Here is a 22,681-nt window from a genome sequence, read left to right as displayed (position 1 = left end):
GAATGTTAAAGTTAGCAGGTTAAACGTTGTAACTAGCAACTACTAACTACAAACTAGCAACTATTAACTACCAACTAACAACTAAAAACTAACGAGCGTTGAATTATGGGTCGTTCATTAAAAAAAGGTCCTTTTATAGCCGATAGTCTTCTGACTAAGATTGAAACCTTGAATGCTAAAGGCCAAAAACAGGTGATTAAAACCTGGTCAAGAGCCTCAACCATTGTGCCGCAGATGGTAGGTCACACCATTGCCGTTCATAACGGGCGGACACATGTACCAGTTTTTATCAATGAGCAGATGGTAGGTCATAAGCTGGGCGAATTTGCCCCGACTCGAACATTTCGGGGACATGTTAAGGATGGTAAGGCCCGTCGTTAAAGTGATTAGTTCAGTAGTTAGTAGCTATAAAGAAAGCAAATGATGGAACGATGGCGATAGACACTACAGCAGAAACTAAAGCGATCGCACGCTACATTCGAATGTCTCCAAGTAAGGTCAGGCGAGTACTTGACCAAATTCGGGGGCGTTCCTATCGGGAAGCTCTGATTATTCTGGAATTCATGCCCTACCGGGCTTGCCAACCAGTATTGAAAGTACTACGCTCCGCTGTTGCCAATGCTGAACACAATTCAGGTATTGACCCGGCTAGCTTATACATCACTAAAGCTTTTGCGGATATGGGACCAAGCTTGAAGCGATATCGACCAAGGGCTCAAGGCCGTGCTTATCAGATTCGCAAGCCAACCTGTCATATCACAGTGGCTGTTTCTCCAGAAGTAGATGATTAGTTAGTGAGTTAATTGAGAATTACCAAGGGCAAACACTAATACCGCTATGGCTCGATAATAGGGAAAGAAAAGAACAGTGGGACAGAAAATACATCCAATTGGTTTTCGGCTAGGTATCACGCAAGAGCATCGCTCTCGCTGGTTTGCCGACTCAAAGCGTTATCCGCTTCTGTTGCAGGAAGACTACCAAATCAGACAATATGTTGAGAAAAACCTCAATAATGCTGGAATTTCCGACATCCGGATTGAGCGCAAAGCTGACCAGATTGATTTAGAAATTCATACAGCTCGACCTGGGGTAGTTGTTGGTCGTGGTGGCAGTGGCATTGAGTCTTTGCGTGTCGGTCTGCAAAAAGCCCTGCACAACAGTCGTCAAATTCGCATCAACGTTGTAGAAGTATCGCGGGTGGATGCAGATGCTACCCTAATTGCAGAGTACATTGCCCAACAGCTAGAGCGCCGAGTTTCCTTCAGACGAGTGGTTCGTCAAGCAATTCAGCGGGCTCAGCGGGCTGATGTCCAAGGCATTAAAGTTCAGGTAGGTGGTCGGTTAAATGGAGCTGAAATTGCCCGAACCGAGTGGACTCGTGAAGGACGAGTTCCCCTCCATACCCTCCGGGCAAATATTGACTATTCCTACAAAACGGCTCAAACCATTTATGGAATTTTGGGCATTAAAGTTTGGGTGTTCAAAGGGGAAGTGATTCCCGGTCAAGAAGAAAAGCCTACCCCTAATACAGCTCAACCTCGTCGCCGTCAGCCAAAACGCCGCCAGCAGTTTGAAGACCGGTCAAATGACTAGTCATTAGTAACTAGTCATTTTAAAATTGCTTGCTTGTTAATTGTCAGTTTTCAGTTTTCGATTTTCAATTAACAAAGAACAAATTATGTTAAGTCCAAAAAGAACAAAATTTCGCAAACAGCACCGGGGAAGAATGAAGGGTATGGCCACTCGTGGCAGTACCATTAACTTTGGTGATTATGCCCTGCAAGCCACAGAACCAGCTTGGATTACCTCCCGCCAAATCGAAGCAGGTCGTCGGGCAATGACCCGCTACGTTCGTCGTGGTGGCAAAATCTGGATTCGAATTTTCCCAGATAAACCAGTCACCATGCGTCCAGCAGAAACTCGTATGGGTTCTGGAAAAGGTTCCCCAGAGTTTTGGGTAGCAGTAGTTAAACCCGGTCGGATTATCTATGAAATCGCTGGGGTAAGCGAAGAGGTGGCTCGAGAAGCCATGCGTCTGGCTGCTAACAAATTTCCCATTAAATTGAAGTTCATTTCTCGTGAAGGGGAAAAGGTATAAGCTATGGCTCTGCCCAAGATAGAAGATGCTAGAAGCCTGAGCGATGCCGAACTAGAGCAGGAAATTTTAGCAGCTAAGCGTCAGTTGTTTGACTTGCGCCTGCAAAAGGCAACCAAACGCTTAGAAAAACCTCACCAGTTTAAGCATCTTAAGCACCGAATCGCTCAGCTAATGACAGTAGAACGAGAACGCCAACTCGCTAAACAAAAAGAATCAACAGATACCTCACAAAGTGATACCCCACAATCAGAACAAAGTGATACCCCACAATCAGAATCAGACGAATAGGAAAGATTATGGCAGCAAAAGAGAGAGTTGGCCTGGTGGTCAGCGACAAAATGGACAAAACTGTGGTGGTGGCTATTGAAAATAGGTCTCCCCACCCAAAGTACGGCAAAATTGTTGTGCGTACCAAGCGATACAAAGCTCATGATGAGGAAAATAAATGTAAAGAAGGCGATCGCGTTCGGATTAGAGAAACACGACCACTGAGTCGTACCAAACGCTGGATGGTTGCTGAAATCGTCAGTAGTTCCTCAAAATAGCGAGTTAACCTTAGTCGATGTGGGTTTTCCACGACCTACCAATGTGCGTGAGCTCTCCGAAGAAAATCCTTTCGGAATTGGAAACTTAGGAATATTTAACTCATAACTCGTTTAACTCATAACTGATTACTCTATTAGAGGAGGAACACTGATGATTCAACAAGAGAGCTACCTAAATGTTGCTGACAACAGTGGAGCCAGAAAAATAATGTGCATCCGCGTTATTGGTGCTGGAAATCGGCGCTACGGTGGTGTGGGTGATGTAATTATTGGTGTGGTCAAAGATGCCATTCCAAATATGGGGGTCAAAAAGTCAGATGTAGTTAGGGCTGTGATTGTGCGCACCCGCAAGGGCCTACGTCGGGAAAGCGGTATGAGTATTCGCTTTGATGACAACGCAGCAGTAATCATAAACGCAGATGGCAATCCCAGAGGTACCCGGGTTTTTGGTCCTGTAGCGCGGGAACTGCGAGAGAAAAACTTCACAAAAATTATATCCCTTGCTCCGGAGGTGCTCTGATGGCAAGTAAACGCAAGAAGGCACAAAAAGATACCCCATTACGCTACAAAATGCACGTTAAAAAGGGCGACACGGTACAAGTGATTGCCGGTCGAGATAAAGGCAAAATTGGAGAAATCTTGCGGACGCTACCCAAAATTAGCAAGGTAGTAGTCAAAGGAGTTAACGTCAAAACTAAGCATGTCAAGCCTCAACAGGAAGGTGAGAAAGGTCAAATTGCTACGTTTGAAGCTCCAATCCATAGCTCCAACGTTATGCTTTACTCGAATAAAGAAAAAATTGCCAGCCGCATCTGCTATACCTTTACCGATGAGGGTCGTAAGGTGCGGATGCTCAAAAAAACTGGTGAGATTATTGACTAATTAGTCCCTAGTCCTTAATCCTTAGTCCTCAGTAATCAAAAAAGTAACAAAAAAATTACTCTTGGCAGTTACTAATGGCTAATGAGCACCAATGACTAATAACTAATGACAATTGCCCTGACCAAGCCCAGGGAAATCAAAGGAAAAAAACTATGACAAAAGGGTTAAAAATCCTATACCAGGAAACAATAGTCCCCAAATTAAAAGAGCAATTCGGTTACAAAAACATTCATCAAGTACCGAAATTAGTCAAAGTTAGTCTTAACCGAGGATTAGGAGAGGCATCTCAAAATGCCAAGGCTCTGGAATCGTCGGTAAGCGAAATTGCGATCATCACCGGTCAAAAACCGGTGGTCACACGAGCAAAACAAGCGATCGCGGGTTTTAAAATCCGTGCTGGAATGCCTGTTGGTGTCACGGTTACCCTCCGTTCAGAGCGTATGTACTCCTTTCTAGAGCGGCTAATTAACTTAGCCCTACCAAGAATTCGGGACTTTCGGGGTCTTAGCCCTAGAAGCTTTGACGGTCGTGGTAACTACACTCTTGGGGTGCGAGAGCAACTCATTTTTCCAGAAGTAGACTACGACAGCATCGATCAGATTCGTGGTATGGATATTACCATAGTCACCACTGCCAACACTGACGAAGAAGGTCGCGCCTTACTCAAAGAGATGGGAATGCCTTTCCGGGAGAAATAAGCCTGTAATCATAGGAAGGAACAATGCCGGCAAACGACACAATTGCAGATATGCTGACCCGCATTAGAAATGCCTGCTTGGTTCGGCATCAAACAACAAATGTACAATCAACTAAAATGACCCGGGCGATTGCCCAAGTACTCAAAGAAGAAGGCTTTATTACTGATTTTGAGGAAGCAGGCGAAGGGGTCAAAAGATACTTAGTTGTTTCCCTAAAATACAAGGGCAACAATCGCAAACCAATTATCAGAGCCCTGAAGCGGGTGAGTAAACCGGGATTGCGAGTTTACTCCAACCGTAAAGAACTGCCAAGAGTCTTAGGAGGGATTGGCATTGCTATTATCTCTACTTCTAATGGCATCATGACCGACCGGGAAGCAAGGCGTCGGGGAATTGGTGGTGAAGTTCTGTGTTACGTATGGTAAACAACGATGAAGCATGAAGGATGAAGGATATACTAAGAGCCGTCAGCTGACGCGCTACTTAAAAATCTAGGCTTGCCAGCTATCAGCTGAAAGCCCCTGTAGCTTAGAGCCTTAGTTAGAGCAATTACCAGCTTAGTGTATACCCAACGGTCCGATAACAACCTAGGATTGATCGGATTAGCTGATTAACCAATTCATGACATGGTTCATACTTCATACTTCATACTTCATACTTCATAGTTCATACTTCTTTAGTTAGGAGGATTATTTTATGTCACGTATTGGCAAGCGCCCTATACCAATTCCCAGTAAAGTTACTGTAACAATAGACGGTCAACAGGTTAAGGTCAAAGGTTCCAAAGGTGAACTGGAGTGGGTTTTGCCAGATACAATTAAAGCTGAGCAAGTCGATGAAACTGTACAGGTTTCCCGGCGCGAAGAAACCCGAACCGCCCGTGAAAGTCATGGTTTGTCTCGCACTCTCGTTGCCAACATGATTGAGGGAGTCTCCAAAGGGTTTGAAAAACGTTTGGATATTCAGGGAGTCGGTTATCGAGCTCAAGTGAAAGGTCGAAATCTAATTTTAAACGTTGGTTACAGCCAGCCAGTGGAGATCGTTCCTCCTGAGGGGATTGAAGTCAAAGTTGAAAACAACACCAACGTGATTGTCAGTGGCATCAACAAAGAAGTTGTAGGCAACACAGCTGCAAAAATTCGTGCAGTTCGACCCCCAGAAGTCTATAAAGGTAAAGGCATTCGATATGCCGGTGAAATAGTCAGACGTAAAGCTGGTAAAGCAGGTAAGAAGTAAACTATGAAACTTACTCGAAAAGAATCTATACGACACAGACATAGGCGGGTACGCCGGAAAGTCAGTGGTACTGCTGAACGCCCAAGATTAGCTGTATTTCGCTCTAATGAGCACATTTATGTGCAAGTTATCGATGACAATCAGCAACATACCATAGTGGCAGCTTCAACGTTAGAACCAGCTCTGAGATCTGAACTCAAATCTGGAGCCACTTGTGAAGCCTCAGCTAAAGTGGGTCAGTTGGTGGCCCAGCGAGCACTAGAAAAAGGTCTCAAGAAAGTGGTCTTTGACCGTGGGGGCTACCTATATCATGGTCGTGTCAAAGCTTTAGCAGAAGCTGCTCGTGAAGCAGGGCTAGATTTTTAGTAAATGCTAATTAAAAATTGAAAACTGACAATTGCAATTAGTTAAGAATTAGCAGCGATAAATTAGCTAATCTTTGATTACTTACTATCATTCATGATTTAATCTATAGCGAACTATGGCAAATCGGAGAAAAAGCAACCGCTCTAAAGAAAAAGAAAGTAATTGGCAAGAGCGGGTTATCCAAATCCGCCGCGTTAGTAAGGTGGTCAAAGGGGGCAAAAAATTGAGCTTCCGCGCCATCGTAGTTGTAGGGAATGAAAAAGGTCAAGTGGGAGTTGGTGTAGGCAAAGCCAGTGATGTAATTGGTGCTGTCCGTAAAGGAGTTGCTGATGCCAAAAAGCAACTCATTGATGTACCCTTAACCAAAACTAATTCCATTCCTCACCCCTCTAGAGGTAGGGCGGTGGGAGCCAAAGTGATCATGCGACCTGCTGCTCCCGGAACTGGGGTGATTGCTGGTGGTGCTGTCCGTACAGTACTTGAGTTAGCTGGAGTTAAAAATGTCTTAGCTAAACAGCTTGGTTCCAATAACCCCCTCAATAATGCTAGAGCAGCAATCAACTCTCTTGATTCCCTGCGCACATTTTCAGAGGTGGCTCAAGAACGGGACATTCCCCTTGAACAAATCTATGCATAAATTAAAAACCAGGTAGGTAGAAATAAAAGTAATATGCTCAAGGTTGACGGTTTAGCGTCAGCCGTCAATCAAAAAAAAACATTTTTATCCTTACAAAAAACGATGAGAATCAATGATGCAGTCCCCAAACAAGGCTCCAAAAAGCGCCGACGCCGTGTAGGTCGTGGCATTGCTGCTGGTCAAGGGGCTAGCTGCGGTTTTGGAATGCGTGGTCAAAAATCCCGTTCAGGTCGAGGGACAAGACCTGGTTTTGAAGGGGGTCAGATGCCCTTATATCGCCGTATACCCAAGTTAAAACACTTTACGGTCATTAACCCCAAACATTACACTACAATCAACGTAGGTAAGTTGGCATCACTTCCCGCCAATACTGAGGTAACTTTGGAATCATTGTTGGAGACAGGTTTAGTCACCACCAATGATGGTCCATTGAAACTACTCGGTGATGGGGAGCTGAATGTGCCACTCAATATAAAAGCTGCTGCCTTTACAAGTGGTGCCCGCCAAAAAATCGAGGCGGCTGGTGGCAGCTGGGAAGTTATAGCTAAGTAACCCCTTTAGCCCTTATGCTCCTGTATCTTCAAGAGGTACCTTAAATGACAGTCAGTCGAGACAAAGCCCCAACTGCTCAAGAGACGTTTATGCAAATGGCTCAAGCGGCTGGCCTTAGAGGTCGGCTGCTTGTTACCGTTGGTTTGTTAATTTTAGCCCGCTTGGGTGTCTTTCTTCCTGTACCAGGAATTGATCGAGCCAGATTTTCAGCAGAACTGCAGAATAGCCCGTTTGTCGGTCTTTTAGACTTTTTCTCTGGTGGTGGTTTTTCCGCCCTAGGGATTTTTGCCTTGGGAATTTTGCCTTATATTAATGCTTCGATTATCCTACAACTGCTAACCGCAGCAATTCCTGCTTTAGAAAATTTGCAGAAAAATGAAGGTGAAGCAGGGCGTCGAAAAATCGGTCAGATTACCCGTTATGTTGCCCTAGGCTGGTCTGTGATTCAAAGTATTGGCTTATCCTTGTGGGCACAGCGCTTTGCTGTTGAACCAGGCGCATTCTTCGTGTTTGAAACTGTCCTTGCCCTCACGGCTGGCTCTATGTTCGTGATGTGGCTATCAGAGTTAATTACCGAACGAGGCATTGGTAACGGAGCTTCACTGTTGATTTTTGTCAATATTGTTGCTGTTTTGCCCCGCACCTTGGGTCAAACCATTGAACTGGCTCAGACCGGTGGTAGAGAAACGGTGGGTAAGGTAATTGTGCTGCTGTTAGTTTTCCTAGTCATGATTGTCGGTATTGTCTTTGTGCAAGAAGGCAGCCGACGCATTCCGATTATTACTGCCAGACGTCAAGTTGGTAAGCGCCTTTACCGGGAGCGGAAAAATTATTTGCCCCTAAGGCTAAACCAAGGTGGCGTGATGCCAATTATCTTTGCTTCAGCCGTCTTAATCCTACCGACATCTCTAGCTGGCATAACTAGTGGCGAAAATAGCAATGGATTGTTAGGCCCAATCAATCAAGTCCTAATTCAGATTGCCAATTATCTCAACCCCAATGGTCAAACTCCTTGGGTCTATGTTGCTGTCTATTTAGTGTTGATTTTGTTCTTTAGCTACTTCTACGCCTCCCTGATTATCAACCCAGTAGATATGTCCCAGAATTTGAAGAAAATGGGGGCAAGTATCCCTGGTATTCGACCAGGAAGGGCTACGAGTGAATATATAGAGAGAGTTTTGAACCGACTGACCTTATTAGGAGCAATTTTCCTAGGACTGGTAGCTGTAGTACCAACTGCAGTCGAAAGCGCCACTGGTGTAACCACATTTAGGGGATTAGGTGCCACATCTTTGCTGATTTTGGTCGGGGTTGCCATCGATACAGCCAAGCAAATTCAAACCTACGTGATTTCCCAGCGTTACGAAGGTATGGTCAAGCAGTAAAATGATTGGGCTTTGGAAGCAGCAGCTTTTTTCGGTGGATGAGCCTCAAATTTTCGGGTCAGTTGGTTTTTGTTCATTGCCTAGGACAAAAACCAACTGACACATCACCCATGACACATGACACATGAAAAGATTAATCTTTTTAGGACCTCCAGGAGCAGGTAAAGGAACTCAAGCCAAAATTGTGGCTGAACAACTAGGGATTCCTCACATTTCAACCGGGGAAATTTTGCGAGGGGCTGTAAGTGCTCAAACCCTCCTGGGTCAAAAAGCTCAGTCCTATATGGATAAAGGAGAATTGGTGCCTGACGAGTTGCTCATAGATCTGATCCGCGATCGCCTAAATCAACCCGATGCTCAAAAGGGTTGGATATTAGACGGTTTTCCCCGTAACGTCAGCCAAGCCCATTTCTTGAATGACCTGTTGCAGGAGCTTGACCAAACTTTGGATGGTGCCATCAACCTGGAAGTTCCAGATCAGGTTTTGATCGACAGACTATTGGAAAGGGGCCGTAAGGAGGGACGTACAGATGATAATGAGGAAACTATCCGCACACGTCTTGAGGTCTATAACCATCAAACAGCTCCTTTGGTGGAGTTTTACCGAGAACACTCAGCTTTAAAATCTATTAATGGTGATCTCTCCTTAGAGGAAGTCACAGAGTCGATTAAACAGGTTCTAGGCTAATGGTTTGAGGCTAAGCCGGTTCAGCAGACAGTCGGAAACCCCCCTGCCTGCGCCATGGAAGCTATCATCTGACCCTCTTGTAGCTACCTAATACCATTAGCTTAATACTTAGACTAATGGTTTAATGGTTCGACCGGTGTCACCTATGCCTTGAGCTAGCCCACGGGAAAAATGCTTCCCTCACCCCGCTACTCCAAATTTGGTGGCAAAGTCATTTAGTTGGTATAATTTGGGATTTGATAAAATATGTTAAGACTCCCTGAATTAAATAATCAAAATTTAGAACCTAGGGGGATAGTTGTATTGAGGTTAAAACACTTTGGCTAAACAAGACTTAATTGAAATGGAAGGCACGGTGACCGAATCCCTGCCGAATGCCATGTTCCGGGTTGACTTGGACAATGGCTTTAATGTCCTAGCTCATATTTCCGGTAAAATCCGTCGGAATTACATCAAAATTCTGCCTGGAGACCGGGTCAAAGTTGAACTAACCCCCTACGATTTAACCAAGGGTAGGATTACCTACCGCCTGCGTAAGAAGTAAAACTAGCAGCGACTTCTGTTTTATTAAAAATAAGTTAAATTTGACAAGTCAACAAAAAAAAAGATATAATAACCAACTGCATTCTGTGCAAAAAAAAAAGACATGAAAGTTAGACCATCTGTCCGAAAAATGTGTGAGAAGTGCCGCGTAATTCGACGCCACGGTCGAGTTATGGTAATTTGCCCCAATCCCAAGCACAAACAGCGTCAGGGATAAATCTCAAATCCATACACTTAATCCATACATTTAATTTGTAGCACAAAACTTCAGTCAAGGGAGAACCAAGCGTGGCTCGGATTGCCAGTGTAGACCTACCTCGCGATAAACGTGTAGAAATAGGTCTGACCTACATTTATGGAATCGGTCTGTCGCGGTCTAAAGACATTTTAGCAGCAACAGGAGTTAACCCAGATACGAGGGTTAAGGATTTGACCGATGCTGAGGTGGCTGCCCTCAGAGCAGCTGTCGAAAAAAATTATCAGGTGGAAGGGGATTTAAGGCGCTGGCAGTCAATGAACATCAAGCGCCTAGTAGATATTGGTACCTATCGCGGACGTCGTCATCGCATGGGACTGCCCGTGAGAGGACAGCGAACCCGCACTAATGCCCGTACCCGTCGCGGTAGACGAGTGACTATCGCTGGAAAGAAAAAAGCACCGGCTAAGAAGTAATAGCTCTAGTCAGCCCAACTATCCACCACAGCTTTGTTGTCATTGGTCATTCATCAAAAGTAACTGCCAGGAGACCTTCTGTTAGTCACTTTCGAGAAAAGACTTTCGACAAAATTGTTCAGGTTACTCAACCCCAAGATAATCAATCACCTATAGAGTAAAGTCAAGTGACATGGCGCGACCAACTAAAAAAGGTGGTACAAAAAAGCAGAAACGCAATGTACCCAATGGAATAGCATACATCCAGTCTACGTTCAATAATACTATCGTTACCATTTCTGACACCAAAGGGGATGTAGTCTCTTGGGCTTCAGCTGGCTCTAGTGGATTTAAGGGGGCAAAAAAAGGAACTCCCTTCGCTGCTCAGACCGCTGCTGACAGTGCTGCCCGACGAGCCATAGACCAAGGTATGCGTCAGGTGGAAGTGATGGTGAGTGGACCAGGAGCAGGTCGAGAAACCGCTATTCGGGCCCTGCAAGGAGCCGGACTGGAAATCACCCTAATCAGGGATGTAACTCCAATTCCTCATAACGGCTGCCGTCCACCCAAACGGCGTCGAGTATAAGAGTATATTTTTTGCGACCGTTAGGTTGAAAGGAAAGTAGCTTGAAAGGAGGAGGTTCATAAGGAACTCCTTACCCTTTGGCTTACTATCCCTTCAACCTGTATTCGGTTAAAGGGGTCTTATGAATAGAGGGAGGTCACTCTGTGGCGCAGTTTCAGATTGAGTGTGTAGAATCCAAAACACTGAAGAACCAAAGTCAGTATAGCAGATTTGTCCTAGAGCCTCTCGAACGTGGTCAAGGCACAACGGTTGGCAACGCCCTCAGACGAGTTTTGCTGTCCAACCTAGAAGGGGCAGCAGTGACCGCTGTCCGGATTGCTGGAGTAAACAATGAGTTTGCCACAATTGAGGGAGTCAGAGAGGATGTCCTGGAAATTATGCTGAATATGAAGGAAGTTGTCCTCAAAAGCTACACCTCTCAACCTCAGATAGGTCGAGTCATGATTACTGGGCCATCCACTGTGAGAGCTGCTCAGTTTGATTTGCCCTCGGAGGTGGAAATTATTGCTCCAGGTCAGTATGTTGCTACCTTAGCAGAAGGGGCTAAGCTGGAAATGGAGTTCCGCATCGAAAAAGGTACAGGATATCGCTCTGTGGAACGGGGGCATGATGAATCAACAGCGGTAGATTTCCTCCAGATTGACTCTGTGTTCATGCCGGTGACTAAAGTAAATTACAGCGTTGAGAATACTCGCATTGATGGTGCTCTGGAAAAGGATCGCTTAACTTTAGAGGTCTGGACCAATGGTAGTATAACTCCCCAAGAAGCTCTATCTCAAGCGGCTGGTACCCTGGTGGATCTGTTCAATCCTCTCAAGGATATTAATCTCGAATCTATTAAAGATGACTATGGTGATGATGACGATCCGACCAGCCAAATCCCGATCGAAGAATTGCAACTCTCGGTTCGGGCTTACAACTGCCTGAAACGAGCACAGATAAATTCTGTATCCGATTTGCTCGATTATAGTCAGGAAGACCTCCTAGAAATCAAAAACTTTGGTCAAAAGTCGGCTGAAGAAGTGATTGAAGCTCTGCAACGACGTCTAGGAATTACACTGCCCCACGAAAAATCCGCTAAGACTTAACCACAACAATTAAACTTAAGGGACTGGAGAAGCACGCAAGTAGCTAGTCTAAACCCTAGGAATAAAGGCAAATTTTGTTCAAAAAAAAGGAGGAAGCTAAAAAATGCGTCACGGGCGTCGTGTGCCAAAACTGGGCAAGCCAGCAGATCAACGTCGGGCTCTGATGAGATCCCTGACCACTGAATTACTGCGTCATGGTCGAATCACTACCACTAAAGCTCGGGCAAAAGCCATTCGTTCGGAGGTGGAGCGAATGATTACCCTGGCCAAGGATGGCTCCTTGGCATCCCGACGTAGGGCAATTGCCTATCTCTACGACAAAAAGTTAGTTCACTCCCTATTTGCTGAGGTGAAAGCGCGATATGGCGATCGCAACGGCGGATATACCCGAATTCTGCGCACGGTGCGGCGTCGTGGTGATAATGCTGAAATATCTATTATTGAACTAGTCTGAGGAAATTAACTATTAAAGCAATTAACCATTAAAAATGTCAATTGTTAATCGTTAATCCATGATGTCTGCCAAGGATGCTAAAGCTATCCAGCGAATTGCCCTGGTTATTCAATACCTGGGTAATAACTTTTATGGCTGGCAGCGACAACCCCAGCATCGCAGTGTTCAGTCGGAAATCGAAACAGTTCTCTCCACCGTGCAACAGCGAGCCATAACCCTATATGGTGCTGGTCGTACTGATACAGGGGTTCACGCTGCTGCCCAAGTCGCTCATTTTAATGCCACAGGTCCCATACCAGCCCATCGCTGGGCCGCCTTACTCAATAGTAGACTGCCAGAGGATATCTTAGTCCGAGCATCAGCATTAGTATCACCAGACTGGCATGCTCGGTTTAGTGCCATCTGGCGTCGTTATCGATACACAATCTATACCGACGCCTGCCCTAACTTGTTTGTGCAACCCTTTTGTTGGCACTATTATCAAGCTCCCCTTGATGAATCCCTGATCCAGGCAGCCTTAAAACCACTTCTGGGTAAGCATCACTTGGCAGCCTTTCACCGAAGCAACTCGGGGCGATCGCATTCCTGGGTAAATGTGCAAGCAGCCGAATGTTACCGCAACGGACCATTTATTCATATAGAAATCCAAGCTAACGGATTTCTATATGGTATGGTGCGTCTGTTGGTAGGAATGCTAGTACAAGTGGGAATAGGGAAGCTAACCCCAGAACAGTTTACTGACATCTGGGTTAACCAACAGCGGGACAAGGTGAAATACGCTTCCCCACCCAAAGGCTTGTGCTTGCTACGGGTTGGCTACCCAGAATGCCCCTTCCCCCCAGAAATATGGTATGATACCCAACCCAAATTTATACTACCTCAATTGACCGGTTGAAGGTTACAGGGGTAACTATGTTTAAGGTTAGTTTTACAGGTATATAACATTAAACCTTTAATCTGTCAATAGTAAACGTTTTAGGCTGTCAACCTAACCGACAAGGGCTCTCTGGGCAAGAACAACCTGTGAAGCTTGGCCAATAGGCCACCCTACGCGAACAATCTTTAAAACCAACCGTAAACCTGATATTGATTGAACCGATGGAAAAAACCCACATCCCAACTAAAGACTCAATCGAAAAAAAGTGGTACGTTGTAGACGCCACCAACCAGCGTCTAGGACGACTAGCCAGTGAAATAGCCATCATTCTGCGGGGGAAAAACAAACCTACTTACACTCCCCACATGGATACTGGTGACTTCGTGATTGTTGTCAATGCCGAAAAAGTTATGGTAACTGGCAGAAAACGGGACCAAAAACTATACCGCCGCCATTCCGGTCGTCCTGGGGGTATGAAGACAGAAACCTTTGCCCAATTGCAAGCACGTATACCGGAAAGAATTATCGAGAAAGCTGTCAAGGGTATGCTACCTAAAAACTCTCTGGGTCGCCAACTTTTCAAGAAGCTGAAAGTTTACACTGGAAATAGCCATCCCCATCAAGCACAACAACCCCAAGAACTAACTATTAAAACAATTCCAGGAGGCTAAAATCAATGCAAGCAGAAGAACAAGCAGGTCGCGCTGTTTACTGGGGGACTGGTCGTCGTAAGTCATCAGTTGCTAGAGTGCGTTTGGTTCCCGGTAGCGGTCAGTTGATTGTTAATAAACGTCCAGGGGACGCTTACTTTAACTTTAACCCCATGTACCTAGCCAGCCTGAAAGCACCTTTGGAAACCTTAGGTTTGGAAAATGAGTACGATATCCTAGTCAATGCCCACGGTGGTGGTTTAACAGGACAATCTGATGCTGTGCGTCTAGGGGTGGCTAGAGCCTTGTGTGAACTAGACCCAGAAAACCGCCAACCTCTTAAAATAGAAGGCTACTTGACTCGTGACCCACGGTCAAAAGAGCGCAAGAAATATGGCTTGAAAAAAGCTCGGAAAGCCCCCCAATACTCGAAGCGATAAATTATCGAGCTTCTTATCAGTAAAGGGTAATGGCTAATGGCTAGTTTAAAATTCAAAATGGTAATTAACAATTTGTAAGCATGAAGCCCTTGGCGATCAGCTATCAGTCATTCCTAATAAACTTTTAGCTAAAAGCAACAATAAATAAGCTAATAAATTAGCTGATTGAGGTTTGTCCACAATAGCTCATGTATTGGCCATAGTTCGCCAAATGCCTAAGTTTGACTGGATTGAAAAGCTGACTGCTGAGGTGCTGATAGCAACTCAAGTAGCGTGCGTGGCACAGGCTTTGGCCTTGGCCTTTGGCCACGCTACGCGAATGGCCACGCTGTGCGAACGACGCGCTTGAGGTAGCGCATATGCTTACCAGAATTTAACAATTAGCAATGGAAAATTAGCTAAATATATAGTAAAATCGGAAGCAAAGGAGGAACTATGCCAAAACCAGGTATTCACCCAGAATGGTACCCAGAAGCCAAAGTCTATTGCAACGGGGAAGTTGTGATGACCGTTGGCTCAACTCAGCCAGAAATTCACGTAGATGTTTGGTCTGGTAATCATCCATTCTACACAGGAACCCAGAAAATTATTGATACGGAAGGGCGAGTTGAACGCTTTATGCGGAAATATGGGATGCTCGATGGTGGAGAAACTACAGCTAGCTCTGATGGGACAAAGAAATAGCTACTAACGTTCAAGGGTGAAGGATGAAGGATAAAAGATAAACCAGGAGGAATGAAGGATGAAATGGGTTTAGCGATGGCTAACTTAAGGTTGACTAAAAACTTGATAAACAGTTAGGAGTTAAACCTCCCACTGAATACTTCCCACTTCATAATTCATAACTTTATACTTCATCCTTCCTAACGTCTGAAGCTATTTCAAGAGAGCGATCGCATAAACCATGGCTGAAACCTACCTGCTGGAAAAACTAAACTCTGTTGAGCAAACCTACCATGAATTAACAAGGCGTCTGGCTGATCCAGATATCGCCACTGACCCCAATGAGTTGCAACGAGTGGCAAAAGCTCGTTCCTCCCTAGAAGAAGTTGTTGGTACCTACGACAACTGGAAGAAAACCCAAGAGGATTTGGCAGGAGCAAGGCAAATCCTTAAAGAATCGGCTGGTGAGCCAGAATTGCAAGAAATGGCAGCTCTGGAAGTTGAGGAACTCCAGACCAAGCTAGAGCATCTAGAAAGAGAACTTAAAATATTACTTTTGCCCAAAGACCCGAATGATGAAAAGAATATCATGCTGGAGATTCGGGCAGGAACTGGTGGCGATGAAGCAAGTATCTGGGCAGGGGACTTGGTACGGATGTATTCACGCTATTCCGAAAGTCAAAACTGGCGAGTAAAGTTATTGAGTGAGTCTCTGGCGGATATGGGAGGGTTCAAAGAGGCGATATTAGAAATTCAGGGAGACCAAGTTTATAGCAAGCTGAAGTTTGAAGCTGGGGTTCATCGAGTGCAACGAGTACCTGTTACTGAAGCTGGCGGTAGAGTTCACACCTCAACAGCAACGGTAGCCGTGATGCCGGAAGTTGATGAGGTGGATGTGGATATTGACCCCAAGGAGATCGAAATTTCTACAGCCCGTTCTGGTGGTGCTGGTGGTCAGAACGTAAACAAAGTGGAAACGGCAGTTGATTTGTACCACAAGCCTACAGGAATTCGCATTTTCTGCACAGAAGAACGATCTCAGCTGCAAAACCGAGAGCGAGCCATGCAAATTCTCCGGGCTAAGCTGTACGAGATCAAGTTACAGGAACAACAGGAAGCGGTGACCTCGATGAGGCGTTCCCAAGTTGGTACAGGGGCTCGTTCTGAGAAAATTCGCACCTACAACTACAAAGATAATCGGGTTACCGATCACCGACTGGGTCAAAATTATTCCCTCGCTCCTTTGCTGGAGGGGGACTTGGAGGGATTGATTCAATCTTGCATTAGCCAAGACCAGCAGGAGCAATTGGAAAAATTGGCATCTTCTACATCCAACGGTCAATCGTTAAATTGATACCAAGTTAGGTGACGCTCCCAGGCTAGCACTACGTTTTGAGCGTGGGCTTCTGATGGAATTGATTGCGGTATTAGCCGCATTTCTTAGAAAAAGTGCGTTCGCTTTTAGCGTGGCCTACGGCCAATCGCTTTTAGCGTGACATGCAGGTCAATCGCGCTTACCTAAAAGCCTTACCTGATCTTGGGTTTAGTCTAATTCAAGCCCAGACTCAAAAACGACAGTGTATTGTTAGCTATCAAAGATAAATCAAAATCAAAATTTTGTCAACTATATTTTAAGTGTTGCTTGATTTTAGTCACTCCAGAGAGGCGAGTATGAAGTTGACATTGTCCAAGATAAATTTGTGCTACACTATCTCCTGGATTCAAGCGTAGACATTCCTGAAACAGAACTGATGCCTTGGAGAAATAACGGAGATTATAAAGTACCAAGGCTTGTTCAAATTTGCTGCGAGTAATTAACTTACCCTCTCGCAGTTGCGGTTCATCGGCATCAAAGATTTCATAAACTGTCACCATTTCGGATTTGCCCTTGACTGGTACCCGATCAATCAAGCGAATGGCATACGCTAAGGGATTATCTAACTTCCAATAAGTATGGTGAGTGATTAATAACGGCACCCCATAACGTTTGGTTAATTCTTCTAAACGAGACGCTAAATTGACCCCATCGCTGATGACAGTGCTATCCATCCGATTTTTTCCTCCCACTGCTCCTAGCATCAACGAACCAGTATTGATGCCAATCCCAACGGTGATGGCTGGGTGTCCTGAGCTTCGCCGAGATTGATTATAGTCAGCTAGGGATTTGAGCATAGCAATTCCGGCGTTGACCGCATGATTAGCACTTTCGTTAAACAGAGCCATAATACCATCCCCCATGTATTTATCAATAAAGCCATGATTTCCAGTGATGGCAGATTCCATACGAGAAAGATAGGTATTGATAAATTCAAAATTTTCCTCGGGTGTCATACTTTCCGATAGGGTGCTAAAGGAGCGAATATCGGAAAATAGCACCGACATCTCTTGCTGAACATGATCCCCTAATTGGACATCGACAATGCTTGGTTTGTTCAATAACTGGAGAAACTGATGGGGGACAAAGCTTTCATAAGCTTGATTGACTTGCGAGAATTCCTGGATCAAGCGTAGGTGTTCTGCTTCTGCTTTTTTGCGTTGGGTGATATCGTGAAAGGCTACGATAGCATAGGCAATGTTGCCCAATTCATTAAAGATAGGTGTTCCCCAACTTTCTATAGGGATAATTTTGTCTCCTTGGTGGATTTCAAGATCATCCAGGGTGGCGTTTTCACCTTTTAATGCCTTTACAGCAACTAATTTTTCAGCAAAGTATAGCTGATTGGTTCCGGCAACATAAAGTTGATAAACCTCTGGCATTTGGTCAGCTGTAGTTAATGGCACGACTCCCTTGCCTAATAACTGCCGCGCCTTATAATTGAGGAATTCTAGTATCCCCTTATCATTAAAAACAGCCACACCCACGGGCATCCTTTCTAGAAACTGGGTCAATTGATACTGGTTCTCTAGCAGTTCGTCAACTAGGACAGTTTGTTGACGGTTTATAGCACTCAGGTGCTGCCACTCTTGATTAGCTTGTTCTGGTGCTGTAGTATATTCTGAAATCTGTGCTGCTTGATCACAGATTATTTTTTCCAAGTGCTGATTTAGTTCCTGAAGTTGGCGATTTTGTTCCTTCAGTGTTTCCTCAAGAAGATAACTATGTATGGCTTCTATGACTGTCAATTTCAGGTCTTCAGATGGACAAGGCTTCCCTAGGTAACGATATAACTTTGCATACCGAATAGCCTTGGCTGTAGCTTTCAAATCCAGATCACCCGTCAGCATAATTTTGAGAGTTTGGTTAGAGAAAAAATAAGCTATGTTTAATAAGTCATCCCCTTTTAAATCAGGGATAACAGCACCACCCAAAACTAAAGCAACTTCAGACTCATCATTGCGCAACTCTTCCACTAAGTTTACAACCGCTTTACTCCCTTCCAAATTTTCAATCATATATTCTTGGCCGAGAGTCTTACGTAGAGATATTTTCAGGCTATTGAGAACTGATGGTTCATTATCAATACAAATAATTATTAAGGGGTTTTTCATACAAAATTATCTGCAAAATTATATTTAATTATTTAAATTAATGCCTGGCCATTCCATAGTTTTTAGAGTCACACCAAAAACTTGCCTGCTTATTAATTGATGGTAGTAAATAAAGATCAACTATTAGTCGTTAAACTATTAGTCCTTGACCGTTTACCGTTGAGTGCTAACAGTGAGCCATCAACAGTAAACCACCAATATTTCTACCAAGCGACTTATCTCGACCTATGTATTTAGCAGACAAGCTCTATTTTTTGGACCAACATATAGCATTGTGGCGATAGTACCCTCTACCGTCAACACAAAAATGTAGCCAATTGCTTTTACGATTTGGCTACACTATTGACCCAATCTGCTGGAAATTTATCCAATTAACCCACTCAATTAACCGCCAATTCCCTAGAAAATCTACCTAAATACCAATGATTACCATTAAATAAGTTATTTGTCAACTATCCCAAGACACCCATTTGATAGGCATGTCAGCACTATACATAATAGTATGTATTTGTCAATTAGCAAGTGTAGCCAGTTTAATCACTCAATCAACCTAAATTAATTGTCTGCCTTGTTAGAAACCGCTAAAGTGTCGTTTGAGATATTGGGGAACTGTTAGTGATGACTATTGATCAGGTACTTGACATCCTCAAAAGTGTTGAGAAAATCAAGTTGACTCCACTTCAGGAATGGATACTGCACCAAGCCTGGGAAGGAAAAACCTATAGCGATATGGCGATCGAAGCACACTATGGCCCTGAATACCTCAGAAAGACTGCCTATAAGTTGTGGCGATTACTGGGAGACATTTTTGGCAAAGCGATCACCAAGACCAACTTCCGGAACACTCTGGAGACAACCCCGATTACTCCCTACTATCAAGAGATAATTGAGCAATATTACCGCCGTCAATGCCTACGTCAAATTGCTGAATTTCCCAGTGGAGCACTTCCCCTACCATCTCAGCTTTATATAAAGCGTCCTCCTATTGAAGAGCTTTGCTATCAAGCCATCCAGCAACCTGGGAGTTTGCTCCGGATTACAGGACCAAAAGAGACAGGAAAAACCTCTTTGCTGCTGCGAATATTAGACCAGGCAAGAGAAAAACAATATCGCAGAGTATACCTCAATTTTGACCAAGCCGAAACCGCCATTTTAAGCAATTTAGACCGGCTATTGCGCTGGTTATGTGTTAACGTCAGTTACCAACTCCAGCTTCCCCACCAACTGGATGACTATTGGGATAAAGACCTAGGCAGTAAGGTCAGCTGTATGAGTTACTTACAAGAACATATCCTAGAAAAAATAGACCATCCCCTAGTTTTGGCAATGGATGAAGTTCATCACCTGTTTGAGCATACCCAAACTGCTAAAGATTTTTTACCCTTATTGCGCTCTTGGCATGAGGAATCTAAACAACTACCGGTGTGGCGAAAGCTGCGGGTTGTTGTGGTTTACTCGACAGAAATTTATGTTGCTCTGGAAACTTCCCAATCTCCGTTTAATGTGGGATTACCGATTAAGTTACCCGAGTTTAACAAACAGCAAATCCAGCAGTTAGCGCAGCTTTATAGATTACATTGGTCAAATAGTGAAGCTGCTGAGAAACTGATGGATATGGTGGGGGGACATCCGGGATTAGTCCAGCTTGCTCTCTATCACTTGGCTTATCAGAATATTAGCCTAGAACAATTACTGGCTGAAGCAGCTACTGCTACGGGAATTTATAGTGACTATTTGCGGCAACACTTAAGTGTACTCAGGGAAAATCCTGATTTAGCTACTACTCTTAAACACGTGGTTACAGCAGATAGGGGAGTTGAATTAGATCCAATCAGTATCTATAAGTTACAGAGTATGGGTTTGGTGAGTGTTCACAGAAATCAAGTCACACTCTGTTGTAATTTATATCGTCAGTATTTTTTAGAACACCTTCACATGTTGTTCGCGTAGCGTGGCCTTTTGGCCAAGGTTTAAGGTTGTCTGTCAGAATGTAGAATTTAGAATTAAGAATGCAGAATGTAGAATGCAGAATGTAGAATGCAGAATACAGAATACAGAATGCATAATTCTTAATTCTTAATTCTTAATTCTTAATTCTTAATTCTTAATTCTTAATTCTTAATTCTTAATTCTTAATTCTTAATTCTTAATTCTTAATTCTTAATTCTTAATTCTTAATTCTTAATTCTTAATTCTTAATTCTTAATTCTTAATTCTTAATTCTTAATTCTTAATTCTTAATTCTTAATTCTTAATTCTTAATTCTTAATTCTTAATTCTTAATTCTTAATTCTTAATTCAAAAATTGCGTTCCACAAAACTATTCAAATCATTCCATTATTAAGAAACGCGCAAAATTCCCCTGTTTTGAAAAAGGGGAATTTTGGAACAAACAATTGCTCAGAGCGATCGCTACAGCGACGGATTATTGAATGTGAAGTACCCCAACCTGCTTTGCCGAGGTTGGGGCTTCCGACTCTCAGGTCAATTCAGGGACGGTCTTATTCGTCTTTTGGGCTTCCCGCGCGCGTCCGCCGACGCCTCAACCAGATGAGCTTTCCAATGGCCGGGGAACCCGGCCATTGGAAAGCCCCCCTGCTGGAATTGGTCTTACTCAGCGTCCACAGGCAGACATCCGCCTTCTATCGACGTATAACTTTACGACAGACTTACCTTGGAATTACAGCGATAGCTGACCAGCTGGGGCAAGTCTCTTCCCTGAACTCTGCTAGTACTTTTACACCTTTAAGGTAGCCTTTTAGTCAGTCAGGCGGGTCATCGACCAATACTATTTTAGCACGAATCGTCATAAGTTGAGGCGCGACCCCGTAATTTAATTCTTCAAACGGAAAGCGCGCCTCCATGGTCTCGCTATCCATCCAAGAGACGAAACCGATAGAGAGTGGAGCCTTAATCAAAAAGTTTTAACCCTTTTCAGCCAAGCCTCCTAACCATAAAGGCGACCCTCTCCTTACGGTAACTTCAACACCGTGAAAGACGGTGGGGAATTCCGCGAGTTTTGTTAATCTAAATAACCCATCAGCTGTGGATCAGCATCAATATCATTTGGGGCGATGGGACGCTTGCCCATGATGTACTCTATTTCATCAAGATGAAGATTACTAGCAGCAATTGGCCGCTCCCCAGACACCTTCATGATACCGAGTACCTCAATGTTGCTAGAGGTAATGGGGCGCTCTCCCATTACAGACATCGTTTCTAATACCTGGAGATTACTGGCATCAATTGGTCGATGTCCCATTATGCTTTGTGTTTCACTAATATTAAGGTCACTAGGAGCAATGGGACGGTTTCCAGGTAAAGGGGTAATTGTATCCAGGGCAGAGGTTTCCTGTTCTGGAGCTTCTGCTAGCTGAACTGCGGTAGTGTTTTCATTGATTGCAGTGCTATCGCTCACAGTGCTATCGCTCATAATCGTATACCTAGAAGTTTTTAACCGAGTTTTTTAGCTATTCGGGCAAGATTAGCCCTAGGTCTTATAGCGCTACGCTCAAGGCAAGAGGAATCCCCCCTAACCCCCCTTAGTAAGGGGGGCGGGCAAGAGGCAAAAGTTGACTACAACAGCTTTTGAGCTTGTATCAATGTCCTAACTTTAATGCGTAGTGCTATACCCGCTTGCGGAGGTGTGGGATTAACTATTGGTGTTATGGCCTCGTCTATGGGCGAGCGGGGTGCTGACAAAGTAGCAGAACAAAAAAAGCTCTGGTTGCTGTATTGACCTGGAGTCTTTGCTGTAACTGAGTTTAGTAAGGGGTAATCGGTATATGAGAATCGGTGATACTCATTCCAATGCCATTAATTACGTTACAGACCGCAACTTTAGGTTAATTTTTGCTCTTGACTAACCTTTACAAGTATTATAAAGCCTTAATTATATTAAGCTACATTTTACGAAAGTAAACAATTAGGTCAAGGATTATAAAGTAGTTCTCAATTTGGTCAGGTACTTACGCCCTGGGTTAATGGGAACAGGGAGCAGGGAGCAGGGAGTAGGGAGCAGTTGACAGGGGTAGGTTTGTTGTATTTAGCGACTGCATCAAGACGGGATAAGAAAATTGAATGGATCTGATAACTATGACAAATGCTATAAAGGTTGAGACTGGCTTCTGACCCCTTTAGCCCTACAACCAAA

The 22,681-nt window shown here is 44.2% G+C and carries 32 protein-coding genes; 29 read left to right on the top strand and 3 right to left on the bottom strand.

Features of this window, described 5'->3' with window-relative positions; genetic code table 11:
* Positions 1-105 precede the first annotated feature (105 nt).
* From rpsS to prfA, 28 genes are all read left to right on the top strand, one after another.
* On the top strand, positions 106-381 hold the full coding sequence (gene rpsS / locus F6J90_RS03465) for a 30S ribosomal protein S19 (protein WP_071102183.1): 276 nt from the start codon (positions 106-108) through the stop codon (positions 379-381).
* Between the two features lie 50 nt (positions 382-431).
* Positions 432-791 carry a 50S ribosomal protein L22 gene (rplV, locus tag F6J90_RS03460; protein WP_071102182.1) on the top strand — a complete coding sequence of 120 codons (360 nt, stop codon included), beginning with the start codon at positions 432-434 and terminating at the stop codon, positions 789-791.
* A gap of 76 nt (positions 792-867) precedes the next feature.
* The gene (gene rpsC / locus F6J90_RS03455; protein WP_293091100.1) at positions 868-1,593 is read left to right on the top strand and encodes a 30S ribosomal protein S3; all 726 of its coding nucleotides are present in this window, start codon (positions 868-870) and stop codon (positions 1,591-1,593) included.
* 85 nt (positions 1,594-1,678) lie between these two features.
* On the top strand, positions 1,679-2,098 hold the full coding sequence (gene rplP, locus F6J90_RS03450) for a 50S ribosomal protein L16 (protein WP_293091099.1): 420 nt from the start codon (positions 1,679-1,681) through the stop codon (positions 2,096-2,098).
* A gap of 3 nt (positions 2,099-2,101) precedes the next feature.
* Positions 2,102-2,386, top strand: a complete 285-nt coding sequence (rpmC, locus tag F6J90_RS03445; RefSeq protein ID WP_070390683.1) for a 50S ribosomal protein L29 — start codon at positions 2,102-2,104, stop codon at positions 2,384-2,386.
* An 8-nt stretch (positions 2,387-2,394) separates the two neighbouring features.
* Positions 2,395-2,643, top strand: a complete 249-nt coding sequence (gene rpsQ / locus F6J90_RS03440) for a 30S ribosomal protein S17 (RefSeq protein WP_071102179.1) — start codon at positions 2,395-2,397, stop codon at positions 2,641-2,643.
* A 151-nt stretch (positions 2,644-2,794) separates the two neighbouring features.
* Positions 2,795-3,163: a 50S ribosomal protein L14 gene (gene rplN / locus F6J90_RS03435; RefSeq protein WP_070390681.1), complete on the top strand. Its 369-nt coding sequence runs from the start codon at positions 2,795-2,797 to the stop codon at positions 3,161-3,163.
* Positions 3,163-3,525 (top strand): 50S ribosomal protein L24, encoded by a 363-nt coding sequence (gene rplX, locus F6J90_RS03430; RefSeq protein ID WP_293082547.1) that lies wholly within the window; start codon positions 3,163-3,165, stop codon positions 3,523-3,525. Before rplN ends, rplX begins: the two co-directional genes overlap by 1 nt.
* 152 nt (positions 3,526-3,677) lie before the next feature.
* Positions 3,678-4,223, top strand: a complete 546-nt coding sequence (gene rplE / locus F6J90_RS03425) for a 50S ribosomal protein L5 (protein WP_293020893.1) — start codon at positions 3,678-3,680, stop codon at positions 4,221-4,223.
* A 23-nt stretch (positions 4,224-4,246) separates the two neighbouring features.
* Positions 4,247-4,648: a 30S ribosomal protein S8 gene (gene rpsH, locus F6J90_RS03420; RefSeq protein WP_293020892.1), complete on the top strand. Its 402-nt coding sequence runs from the start codon at positions 4,247-4,249 to the stop codon at positions 4,646-4,648.
* Between the two features lie 271 nt (positions 4,649-4,919).
* On the top strand, positions 4,920-5,459 hold the full coding sequence (rplF, locus tag F6J90_RS03415) for a 50S ribosomal protein L6 (RefSeq protein ID WP_293020891.1): 540 nt from the start codon (positions 4,920-4,922) through the stop codon (positions 5,457-5,459).
* Positions 5,460-5,462: 3 nt separating this feature from the next.
* Positions 5,463-5,825: a 50S ribosomal protein L18 gene (gene rplR / locus F6J90_RS03410; RefSeq protein ID WP_008191189.1), complete on the top strand. Its 363-nt coding sequence runs from the start codon at positions 5,463-5,465 to the stop codon at positions 5,823-5,825.
* Positions 5,826-5,940: 115 nt separating this feature from the next.
* Positions 5,941-6,462, top strand: a complete 522-nt coding sequence (rpsE, locus tag F6J90_RS03405) for a 30S ribosomal protein S5 (RefSeq protein WP_070390676.1) — start codon at positions 5,941-5,943, stop codon at positions 6,460-6,462.
* 102 nt (positions 6,463-6,564) lie between these two features.
* A complete protein-coding gene (gene rplO / locus F6J90_RS03400) occupies positions 6,565-7,014 on the top strand; it encodes a 50S ribosomal protein L15 (protein WP_070390675.1) in 450 nt (149 codons plus the stop codon).
* A gap of 44 nt (positions 7,015-7,058) precedes the next feature.
* Positions 7,059-8,399 (top strand): preprotein translocase subunit SecY, encoded by a 1,341-nt coding sequence (gene secY / locus F6J90_RS03395; protein ID WP_293091098.1) that lies wholly within the window; start codon positions 7,059-7,061, stop codon positions 8,397-8,399.
* Between the two features lie 124 nt (positions 8,400-8,523).
* On the top strand, positions 8,524-9,087 hold the full coding sequence (locus tag F6J90_RS03390; protein WP_293091097.1) for an adenylate kinase: 564 nt from the start codon (positions 8,524-8,526) through the stop codon (positions 9,085-9,087).
* Between the two features lie 319 nt (positions 9,088-9,406).
* The gene (gene infA, locus F6J90_RS03385; protein ID WP_008191178.1) at positions 9,407-9,631 is read left to right on the top strand and encodes a translation initiation factor IF-1; all 225 of its coding nucleotides are present in this window, start codon (positions 9,407-9,409) and stop codon (positions 9,629-9,631) included.
* Between the two features lie 102 nt (positions 9,632-9,733).
* Positions 9,734-9,847 carry a 50S ribosomal protein L36 gene (gene rpmJ / locus F6J90_RS03380; RefSeq protein WP_071986986.1) on the top strand — a complete coding sequence of 38 codons (114 nt, stop codon included), beginning with the start codon at positions 9,734-9,736 and terminating at the stop codon, positions 9,845-9,847.
* Positions 9,848-9,918: 71 nt separating this feature from the next.
* The gene (gene rpsM, locus F6J90_RS03375) at positions 9,919-10,302 is read left to right on the top strand and encodes a 30S ribosomal protein S13 (RefSeq protein ID WP_008191169.1); all 384 of its coding nucleotides are present in this window, start codon (positions 9,919-9,921) and stop codon (positions 10,300-10,302) included.
* A 172-nt stretch (positions 10,303-10,474) separates the two neighbouring features.
* Positions 10,475-10,867, top strand: a complete 393-nt coding sequence (gene rpsK / locus F6J90_RS03370; protein WP_008191167.1) for a 30S ribosomal protein S11 — start codon at positions 10,475-10,477, stop codon at positions 10,865-10,867.
* Between the two features lie 143 nt (positions 10,868-11,010).
* On the top strand, positions 11,011-11,955 hold the full coding sequence (locus tag F6J90_RS03365) for a DNA-directed RNA polymerase subunit alpha (protein WP_008191164.1): 945 nt from the start codon (positions 11,011-11,013) through the stop codon (positions 11,953-11,955).
* A 103-nt stretch (positions 11,956-12,058) separates the two neighbouring features.
* Complete coding sequence (gene rplQ, locus F6J90_RS03360) at positions 12,059-12,409, top strand: 50S ribosomal protein L17 (protein WP_008191162.1); 351 nt, start codon at positions 12,059-12,061, stop codon at positions 12,407-12,409.
* Between the two features lie 61 nt (positions 12,410-12,470).
* Complete coding sequence (gene truA, locus F6J90_RS03355; RefSeq protein WP_293091842.1) at positions 12,471-13,304, top strand: tRNA pseudouridine(38-40) synthase TruA; 834 nt, start codon at positions 12,471-12,473, stop codon at positions 13,302-13,304.
* A gap of 203 nt (positions 13,305-13,507) precedes the next feature.
* A complete protein-coding gene (rplM, locus tag F6J90_RS03350; RefSeq protein WP_293091096.1) occupies positions 13,508-13,957 on the top strand; it encodes a 50S ribosomal protein L13 in 450 nt (149 codons plus the stop codon).
* Between the two features lie 5 nt (positions 13,958-13,962).
* Positions 13,963-14,376 (top strand): 30S ribosomal protein S9, encoded by a 414-nt coding sequence (gene rpsI / locus F6J90_RS03345; protein WP_008191157.1) that lies wholly within the window; start codon positions 13,963-13,965, stop codon positions 14,374-14,376.
* 172 nt (positions 14,377-14,548) lie between these two features.
* Entirely contained in the window at positions 14,549-14,725 is a 177-nt protein-coding gene (locus F6J90_RS03340) for a hypothetical protein (protein ID WP_293091095.1), read from the top strand.
* 86 nt (positions 14,726-14,811) lie between these two features.
* Entirely contained in the window at positions 14,812-15,060 is a 249-nt protein-coding gene (gene rpmE / locus F6J90_RS03335; RefSeq protein ID WP_071102172.1) for a 50S ribosomal protein L31, read from the top strand.
* Positions 15,061-15,280: 220 nt separating this feature from the next.
* Entirely contained in the window at positions 15,281-16,393 is a 1,113-nt protein-coding gene (gene prfA, locus F6J90_RS03330) for a peptide chain release factor 1 (RefSeq protein WP_293091094.1), read from the top strand.
* 266 nt (positions 16,394-16,659) lie between these two features.
* On the opposite strand, the gene F6J90_RS03325 is transcribed toward prfA, so the two are convergent.
* Complete coding sequence (locus F6J90_RS03325; protein ID WP_293091093.1) at positions 16,660-18,528, bottom strand: adenylate/guanylate cyclase domain-containing protein; 1,869 nt, start codon at positions 18,526-18,528, stop codon at positions 16,660-16,662.
* Positions 18,529-19,146: 618 nt separating this feature from the next.
* Here F6J90_RS03325 and F6J90_RS03320 point away from each other — a divergent pair.
* A complete protein-coding gene (locus F6J90_RS03320; RefSeq protein WP_293091092.1) occupies positions 19,147-20,478 on the top strand; it encodes an AAA-like domain-containing protein in 1,332 nt (443 codons plus the stop codon).
* Positions 20,479-21,550: 1,072 nt separating this feature from the next.
* Here the strand turns inward: F6J90_RS03320 and F6J90_RS03315 are convergent.
* Positions 21,551-21,961, bottom strand: a complete 411-nt coding sequence (locus F6J90_RS03315; protein ID WP_293091091.1) for a hypothetical protein — start codon at positions 21,959-21,961, stop codon at positions 21,551-21,553.
* 527 nt (positions 21,962-22,488) lie between these two features.
* On the bottom strand, positions 22,489-22,680 hold the full coding sequence (locus tag F6J90_RS03310; RefSeq protein WP_293091090.1) for a hypothetical protein: 192 nt from the start codon (positions 22,678-22,680) through the stop codon (positions 22,489-22,491).
* Position 22,681: the final 1 nt, after the last annotated feature.

It is taken from the genome of Moorena sp. SIOASIH (assembly GCF_010671925.1).
Classification (GTDB): Bacteria; Cyanobacteriota; Cyanobacteriia; order Cyanobacteriales; family Coleofasciculaceae; genus Moorena.
This window is presented reverse-complemented; position numbering and strand designations above follow the sequence as displayed.

What these genes read in the sequence shown, in the direction of transcription:
- rpsS (WP_071102183.1), top strand. Translation starts at nt 106, where the DNA reads ATGGGTCGTTCATTAAAAAAAGGTCCTTTTATAGCCGATAGTCTTCTG.
- rplV (WP_071102182.1), top strand. Translation starts at nt 432, where the DNA reads ATGGCGATAGACACTACAGCAGAAACTAAAGCGATCGCACGCTACATT.
- rplP (WP_293091099.1), top strand. Translation starts at nt 1,679, where the DNA reads ATGTTAAGTCCAAAAAGAACAAAATTTCGCAAACAGCACCGGGGAAGA.
- rpmC (WP_070390683.1), top strand. Translation starts at nt 2,102, where the DNA reads ATGGCTCTGCCCAAGATAGAAGATGCTAGAAGCCTGAGCGATGCCGAA.
- rpsQ (WP_071102179.1), top strand. Translation starts at nt 2,395, where the DNA reads ATGGCAGCAAAAGAGAGAGTTGGCCTGGTGGTCAGCGACAAAATGGAC.
- rplN (WP_070390681.1), top strand. Translation starts at nt 2,795, where the DNA reads ATGATTCAACAAGAGAGCTACCTAAATGTTGCTGACAACAGTGGAGCC.
- rplX (WP_293082547.1), top strand. Translation starts at nt 3,163, where the DNA reads ATGGCAAGTAAACGCAAGAAGGCACAAAAAGATACCCCATTACGCTAC.
- rplE (WP_293020893.1), top strand. Translation starts at nt 3,678, where the DNA reads ATGACAAAAGGGTTAAAAATCCTATACCAGGAAACAATAGTCCCCAAA.
- rpsH (WP_293020892.1), top strand. Translation starts at nt 4,247, where the DNA reads ATGCCGGCAAACGACACAATTGCAGATATGCTGACCCGCATTAGAAAT.
- rplF (WP_293020891.1), top strand. Translation starts at nt 4,920, where the DNA reads ATGTCACGTATTGGCAAGCGCCCTATACCAATTCCCAGTAAAGTTACT.
- rplR (WP_008191189.1), top strand. Translation starts at nt 5,463, where the DNA reads ATGAAACTTACTCGAAAAGAATCTATACGACACAGACATAGGCGGGTA.
- rpsE (WP_070390676.1), top strand. Translation starts at nt 5,941, where the DNA reads ATGGCAAATCGGAGAAAAAGCAACCGCTCTAAAGAAAAAGAAAGTAAT.
- rplO (WP_070390675.1), top strand. Translation starts at nt 6,565, where the DNA reads ATGAGAATCAATGATGCAGTCCCCAAACAAGGCTCCAAAAAGCGCCGA.
- secY (WP_293091098.1), top strand. Translation starts at nt 7,059, where the DNA reads ATGACAGTCAGTCGAGACAAAGCCCCAACTGCTCAAGAGACGTTTATG.
- F6J90_RS03390 (WP_293091097.1), top strand. Translation starts at nt 8,524, where the DNA reads ATGAAAAGATTAATCTTTTTAGGACCTCCAGGAGCAGGTAAAGGAACT.
- rpmJ (WP_071986986.1), top strand. Translation starts at nt 9,734, where the DNA reads ATGAAAGTTAGACCATCTGTCCGAAAAATGTGTGAGAAGTGCCGCGTA.
- rpsK (WP_008191167.1), top strand. Translation starts at nt 10,475, where the DNA reads ATGGCGCGACCAACTAAAAAAGGTGGTACAAAAAAGCAGAAACGCAAT.
- rplQ (WP_008191162.1), top strand. Translation starts at nt 12,059, where the DNA reads ATGCGTCACGGGCGTCGTGTGCCAAAACTGGGCAAGCCAGCAGATCAA.
- truA (WP_293091842.1), top strand. Translation starts at nt 12,471, where the DNA reads ATGTCTGCCAAGGATGCTAAAGCTATCCAGCGAATTGCCCTGGTTATT.
- rplM (WP_293091096.1), top strand. Translation starts at nt 13,508, where the DNA reads ATGGAAAAAACCCACATCCCAACTAAAGACTCAATCGAAAAAAAGTGG.
- rpsI (WP_008191157.1), top strand. Translation starts at nt 13,963, where the DNA reads ATGCAAGCAGAAGAACAAGCAGGTCGCGCTGTTTACTGGGGGACTGGT.
- rpmE (WP_071102172.1), top strand. Translation starts at nt 14,812, where the DNA reads ATGCCAAAACCAGGTATTCACCCAGAATGGTACCCAGAAGCCAAAGTC.
- prfA (WP_293091094.1), top strand. Translation starts at nt 15,281, where the DNA reads ATGGCTGAAACCTACCTGCTGGAAAAACTAAACTCTGTTGAGCAAACC.
- F6J90_RS03325 (WP_293091093.1), bottom strand. Translation starts at nt 18,528, where the DNA reads ATGAAAAACCCCTTAATAATTATTTGTATTGATAATGAACCATCAGTT.
- F6J90_RS03320 (WP_293091092.1), top strand. Translation starts at nt 19,147, where the DNA reads ATGACTATTGATCAGGTACTTGACATCCTCAAAAGTGTTGAGAAAATC.
- F6J90_RS03315 (WP_293091091.1), bottom strand. Translation starts at nt 21,961, where the DNA reads ATGAGCGATAGCACTGTGAGCGATAGCACTGCAATCAATGAAAACACT.